The sequence below is a fragment of the Arthrobacter sp. P1_A5 genome, assembly GCF_056406825.1.
The window spans coordinates 1-5,755 of the sequence record NZ_JBFTZL010000209.1 but is presented as its reverse complement, the minus strand read 5'-3'; the positions used below and the strand labels follow the sequence as shown (position 1 = coordinate 5,755).

Annotated in this window: 7 protein-coding genes and 1 pseudogene; 4 read left to right on the top strand and 4 right to left on the bottom strand. The window is 67.7% G+C overall.

Annotated elements, in window-relative coordinates; translation table 11 throughout:
• The 4 genes from pgk to AC1D1S_RS18645 all read left to right on the top strand — a co-directional run.
• The coding region (pgk, locus tag AC1D1S_RS18660; RefSeq protein ID WP_476995161.1) for a phosphoglycerate kinase at positions 1–265 on the top strand (265 nt) is incomplete at its 5' end.
• 108 nt (positions 266–373) lie between these two features.
• Positions 374–1,189, top strand: a complete 816-nt coding sequence (gene tpiA / locus AC1D1S_RS18655) for a triose-phosphate isomerase (protein WP_243177725.1) — start codon at positions 374–376, stop codon at positions 1,187–1,189.
• Between the two features lie 48 nt (positions 1,190–1,237).
• On the top strand, positions 1,238–1,495 hold the full coding sequence (secG, locus tag AC1D1S_RS18650; RefSeq protein ID WP_018772994.1) for a preprotein translocase subunit SecG: 258 nt from the start codon (positions 1,238–1,240) through the stop codon (positions 1,493–1,495).
• A gap of 118 nt (positions 1,496–1,613) precedes the next feature.
• Complete coding sequence (locus AC1D1S_RS18645) at positions 1,614–2,009, top strand: RNA polymerase-binding protein RbpA (protein WP_028276843.1); 396 nt, start codon at positions 1,614–1,616, stop codon at positions 2,007–2,009.
• Here the strand turns inward: AC1D1S_RS18645 and pgl are convergent.
• The 4 genes and pseudogenes from pgl to AC1D1S_RS18625 form a co-directional block, all read right to left on the bottom strand.
• Complete coding sequence (gene pgl, locus AC1D1S_RS18640) at positions 1,962–2,780, bottom strand: 6-phosphogluconolactonase (RefSeq protein ID WP_308197210.1); 819 nt, start codon at positions 2,778–2,780, stop codon at positions 1,962–1,964. The two genes, AC1D1S_RS18645 and pgl, sit on opposite strands and share 48 nt — an antisense overlap.
• The gene (locus AC1D1S_RS18635) at positions 2,770–3,711 is read right to left on the bottom strand and encodes a glucose-6-phosphate dehydrogenase assembly protein OpcA (RefSeq protein ID WP_028275501.1); all 942 of its coding nucleotides are present in this window, start codon (positions 3,709–3,711) and stop codon (positions 2,770–2,772) included. Before AC1D1S_RS18635 ends, pgl begins: the two co-directional genes overlap by 11 nt.
• Positions 3,708–5,270 (bottom strand): glucose-6-phosphate dehydrogenase, encoded by a 1,563-nt coding sequence (zwf, locus tag AC1D1S_RS18630; protein WP_476995160.1) that lies wholly within the window; start codon positions 5,268–5,270, stop codon positions 3,708–3,710. Before zwf ends, AC1D1S_RS18635 begins: the two co-directional genes overlap by 4 nt.
• Before the next feature lie 15 nt (positions 5,271–5,285).
• Positions 5,286–5,755: pseudogene (locus AC1D1S_RS18625) on the bottom strand (glucose-6-phosphate isomerase); the annotation flags it as partial.

The window sequence follows — 5,755 nt, the reverse complement described above, 5'->3', positions numbered from 1 at the left end:
GATCAAGGGCGCTCGGACGGTGTTCTGGAACGGGCCCATGGGCGTGTTCGAATTCGCGGCCTTCGCCGGCGGTACCCGGGCCATCGCCCAGGCCCTGACCGAGACGGACGCGTTCACCGTGGTTGGCGGCGGCGACTCGGCGGCAGCGGTCCGGACACTCGGCTTCGCCGATGAGGCGTTCGGCCACATTTCCACCGGCGGCGGCGCAAGTCTGGAGTACCTTGAAGGCAAGGAACTCCCCGGCCTGAGCGTCCTGGACCGTTAGAAGCACTGACCGCTAAAAGCACCGGCATTTGAGCCGGCAGGGCGCCCTCCGCAGGGAACCGGGCGCCCTGCCGGCTGCTCCCACACACCAAGAACTCCTGGAGATCACGTGACCACGTCAACCAACGGTAAATTCGACCGCAAGCCCTTCATCGCCGGCAACTGGAAGATGAACATGGACCACGTCCAGGGCATCACCCTCCTGCAGAAGCTCGCGTGGACCCTGTCCGACGCCAAGCACGACTACAGCCGGGTGGAGGTCGCCGTCTTCCCGCCGTTCACGGATCTCCGCGGCGTCCAGACCCTGGTCCAGGGCGACGAGCTCGCCGTCGTCTATGGTGGCCAGGACCTTTCCCAGTTCGACTCCGGCGCCTACACGGGCGACATTTCCGGCCAGTTCCTCGCCAAGCTTGCCTGCAGCTACGTCCTGGTCGGCCACAGCGAACGCCGCACCATCCACAACGAGTCCGACGCCGTGCTCAACGCCAAGACCAAAGCCGCCTTCCGGCACGGCATCACCCCGGTCCTCTGCGTCGGTGAAGGCCTGGAGATCCGGCAGGCCGGCACCCACGTGGACCACACCCTCGCCCAGCTGCGCGCCTGCGTCGAAGGCCTCACCCCGGAGCAGGCCGCCGGGCTCGTAGTTGCCTACGAGCCCGTGTGGGCCATCGGCACCGGCGAGGTCGCAGGCCCGGAGGACGCGCAGGAAATGTGCGCCGCCATCCGTGCCGAACTGTCCACCCTCTTCGGAGCAGACGTCGCCGCCAAGACCCGCCTGCTGTACGGCGGCTCGGTCAAGGCCAACAACGCGGCATCGATCCTGAAGGAGCGCGACGTCGACGGCTTGCTGGTCGGCGGTGCCAGCCTGGACGCTGCCGAGTTTGCTAATATTGTCAGGTTCGAGAGTCACCTGTTGACGGATTAGTCCGGACACAGCCTGACCCCCGCAATCCAATCCTTCTGAAAGGCCGTCGTGGACGTTCTTCATGTCATTCTGCAGGTCCTCCTGGGCATCACCAGCCTCCTGCTGACGTTGCTCATCCTGCTCCATAAGGGACGCGGAGGCGGCCTGTCCGACATGTTCGGCGGCGGCATGAGCTCGGGCCTGAGCTCCTCCGGCGTCGCGGAACGGAACCTCAACCGGTTCACGGTCATCCTGGGAATCACCTGGGGAGTGGTGATCATCGCCCTCGGGCTGCTCATGCGGTTCAGCACAGGCGCCGATTCCTAGGACGCCCGTCCGAAAACTTCATATGGGGTCCTTATGGCCCTCCCGGCATCGGGAACTCACGAACTACACTGTGGCTGTCGTCTTGCACTTCCACCAGCTAAGTAGCCAGGAGTTCCCGATGCTGCATTCTGCTTCCGGATTCAAAGGAATCCGTGTGGGCGCCACCGAGGGGGCCACTCCCCGCCATGAACCACTGAACGGGGCCGGCGTACGCCAGCCCCGTATTCGTGTAGCTTTCCGGTGCGCCAAGGGCCATGAAACCTCGCTCGTGTTCGCACAGCTGCCGGAGGAACAGATCCCCGGAGTTTGGGACTGCCGGCGCTGCGGCGGCACCGCAACCCGCGACGAATCAAAGTTTGCCCTGGAGGAAACGCCAACAGAGGGCTTCAAGACGCATCTGGAATACGTTAAAGAACGGCGCTCCAGCCAGGACGCCGAAGACGTGCTGGCTGGAGCGCTGGAGCGTCTACGCTCCGGACGGACCCTTCCGGACGAGCTGCTCCGGGACCCGTGAGGCCGCGTCCTCGTCAATCAGCCACAGCGTTTCCCGGCGGCCGCGCGGCCCCGCGGCGGGCACCTGCACGGGATTGGCGCCGGCCAGGGCGAGCCCTACGGCGCCGGCCTTGTCGTCACCGGCCACCACCATCCACACCTCGGATGCCGTGTTGATCGCCGGCAACGTCAGCGACACCCGCGCCGGCGGCGGCTTGGGGGAGTTGCGGACGCCCACGACAGTCAGTTCTTTCTCCCGGATGCCGGCCTGCTCCGGGAAGAGCGAGGCGACGTGTGCGTCCGGCCCGACGCCGAGGAGGACGATGTCCAGGCGGGGGAGCCGCGCAGGCTGTTCCGGCCTGTCGTCGGACATGTCAGCGGCGTGCTCGGCGGCCGCCGCCTCGGCGAGCCGGCGGGCATAGTCGGCCGCGGCGTCGTCCGGGCTGTCGAAGTCATCGGTGGAACCGGGCACATGGACGCGCGCCGGATCAACATTGATGTGGGACAGGAGGGCGTCCTGGGCCTGGCGGGCGTTGCGCTCGGCGTCGCCGGCCGCCATGAAGCGCTCGTCACCCCACCAGAAGTTCACCTTGGACCAGTCGACGGCCCGCGCCGCGGGCGATTCGGCCACTGCCTTGAGCGAGCCGATGCCCATCGTTCCCCCGGTAAGCACTACCGTGGCCTCGCCGTGCCGGTCCTGGATATCCACCAGCTTGGTAATCAGGCGGGCTGCGATGGCCGCCATCAGAACGGTCGAGTCAGGATGGATGCTTACTCTCGGGTCAGCGCTCACTGGGACGGACACTCCTTAGATTGGTACGCGGCAGTCCCATAGTAATCACTTCACCGAAGACTTCGTCCGGATCCAGGCGTCGGAGTTCTTCGGCCAGGCAGTCCTTGAGGCTGCGGCGGGGCAGTGAGATCCGCTGGGCGGGCTGGCCGGGCTGGGTCAGTTCCGCGATGGTGAGCCCGGGCCGGAAGAGCTGGATGTCGCCGCCGGGCCGGGTCAGCCGGACGCGCCGGATGCCGGTTCCGGCCGGATCCGCCACAATCGTCACGGGAACGTCCAGGGCCAGGGTGAGCCAGGCTGCGAGAAGCACGGTGCTGGGGGAGTCCGAGGCGCCCTCGACGGCCACGGCCGTCACCGGCGAGTCGTCCACCTGGTCCAGGACCGCGGCCAGCTGGATGCGCCAGTTGGTCAGCCGGGTCCAAGCCAGGTCCGTGTCGCCGGCCTTGTAGGTGCGGCGGATGTTCTCCAGCGCCGCGACCGGGTCCGCTTCATTGGCCGAGTCGGTGATCCGGCGGTGCGCGATGCCCCCGACCGAGGTCTGGCACGCGTTCCTGGGCGCGCCGTGCGGCCACCAGGCCACGATCGGGGCGTCCGGGAGCAGCAGGGCCGCGACGAGGGATTCGCTTTCCTCGGCCAGTTCGCCGTAGCCGCGCAGCAGGATCACCTCGGAGGCGCCGGCGTCGCCGCCAACGCGGATCTGGGCGTCCAGCCGGGTCGGGGCCGAGGCCCCGGCGTCGGCGAGGACGATGATCCGGCACGGGTGTTCCCGGCTGGCCTCGTTGGCGGCCTCGATGGCCTCCTCTTCCAGCCCGGAGCGGGTGACGACCACGAGGGTCAGGACCCGGCCAAGGGCGATCACGCCACCCTGCTCGCGCAGGGCCATAATCTTCTTGGAAATCTTGGAGGTGGTGGTGTCGGGAAGATCTACGATCATGGCCTTCTCCAGGTTCGTCCGTCGCGGGCAAGGAGCTCATCGGCCGAGGCAGGGCCCCAGCTGCCGGGAGCGTAGGGCTGGGGCTGTTCGTCCAGGCCGGCCCAGTATTCCTCGAAGGGATCCAGGATCTTCCAGGACAGCTCAACTTCCTGGTGCCGGGGGAACAGCGGCGGCTCGCCCAGGAGCACATCCAGGATCAGGCGTTCGTAGGCTTCGGGACTGGACTCAGTGAAAGAGTGGCCGTAGCCGAAGTCCATGGTGACGTCGCGGACCTCCATCTGGGTGCCCGGGACCTTGGAACCGAACCGGATCGTGGCGCCCTCGTCAGGCTGGACCCGGATCACCACGGCGTTCTGGCCGAAGTCGTCCTCGCCGTGGTCCGTGAAGAGCAGGTTTGGTGCGCGCTTGAACACGACGGCGATCTCCGTCACCCGGCGCCCCAGCCGCTTGCCGGCGCGCAGGTAGAACGGCGCGCCGGACCAGCGGCGGGTGTTGATGTCCACCCGGATCGCGGCGAACGTCTCGGTCTTGGAATCGGCCGGGATGCCCTCCTCCTCCAGGTACCCGAGGACTTCCTCGCCGCCCTGCCAGCCGCCGGTGAACTGCCCGCGGGCGGAGTGGGAGGAGAGATCCTCGGGGAGCCGGACGGCGGCGAGGACCTTTTCCTTCTCGGCACGCAGGTCGTCCGCGTTGAAGGAGATCGGTTCTTCCATCGCCGTCAGGGCCAGCAGCTGCAGCAGGTGGTTCTGGATGACGTCGCGGGCCGCGCCCACGCCGTCGTAGTAGCCTGCCCGGCCTCCGGTCCCGATGTCCTCGGCCATGGTGATCTGGACGTGGTCCACRTAGTTGGCGTTCCAGARCGGCTCGAASAGCTGGTTGRCGAAGCGCAGTGCCAGGATGTTCTGCACCGTCTCCTTGCCCAGGTAGTGGTCGATCCGGAACACCGMGTCCGGCGGGAACACCGACTCGACRATGTCGTTGAGCTGCCGGGCCGACCCGAGGTCGTGTCCGAACGGCTTTTCGATCACCACGCGGCGCCAGTTGTCGCCCGCGGCCTGGGCCAGGCCGTGCTTGGAGAGCTGACGGCAGACCTGCTCGAAGGCCTTCGGCGGGATCGAGAGGTAGAACGCGTGGTTTCCCCGCGTCCCGCGCTGTTCGTCGAGCTCATCGATCGTGTCGGAGAGCCGCTTGAATGCCTCGTCGTCGTCGAACTCGCCCTGCACGAAGCGGATGCCCTCGGAGAGCTGCTTCCAGACCGTTTCGTCGAACGGGGTGCGGGCGTACGCCTTGACGGACTCCTTGACCTCCGCGGCGAAGTCCTCGTTCTCCCACTCGCGGCGGGCAAAGCCCACCAGCGCGAAGCTCGGCGGCAACAGCCCGCGGTTGGCAAGGTCATACACGGCGGGCATGAGCTTCTTGCKGGCGAGGTCCCCGGTCACCCCGAACAGGACCAGCGACGCCGGTCCGGCAATACGGTTCAGACGGCGGTCACGGGGGTCCCGGAGCGGATTGCGCCCCCGGCCGGCCGTGTTCCTGCCGCCGATGTAGGTTTCTGGCATGGTTGCGTGGGTGCCTTAGCTTTCAGTGGAGGATGCTGCCTGGCCGGCAAGGGAGGTGACGAGCTCCTGGAGCTGCTTCACACCCGCGGCGCGGTCGGCCAGGTGCAGCCGGAGGACCGGACGGCCGTGCTCGGACAGGACCTGGGCATCGCCCGCGGCCTGCGCCGAGATCAGCTCGCCGAACGTGAACGGCCGGTCCGGGATGGCCAGGTCAGCCGCGGATGCGGCCGTGACCTGCAGGAAAACGCCGATCGCGGGTCCGCCCTTGTGGAACTGGCCGGTGGAGTGCAGGAACCGCGGGCCCCAGCCAAAGGTGACCGGGCGTCCGCTGACCGCGGCCAGTTCGTCCCGGACGCCTTCGAAGCTGGCATAGGCCAGCCGGTCGAAATAGGCCTGGACGCTGAGGTAGTTGTCCGGGCCGAGTTCGCTGAGCAGGGCGCTGACAGCCTCAGCCGCGGTGCCGGCGTCGCCGAGCCATTCCCCGC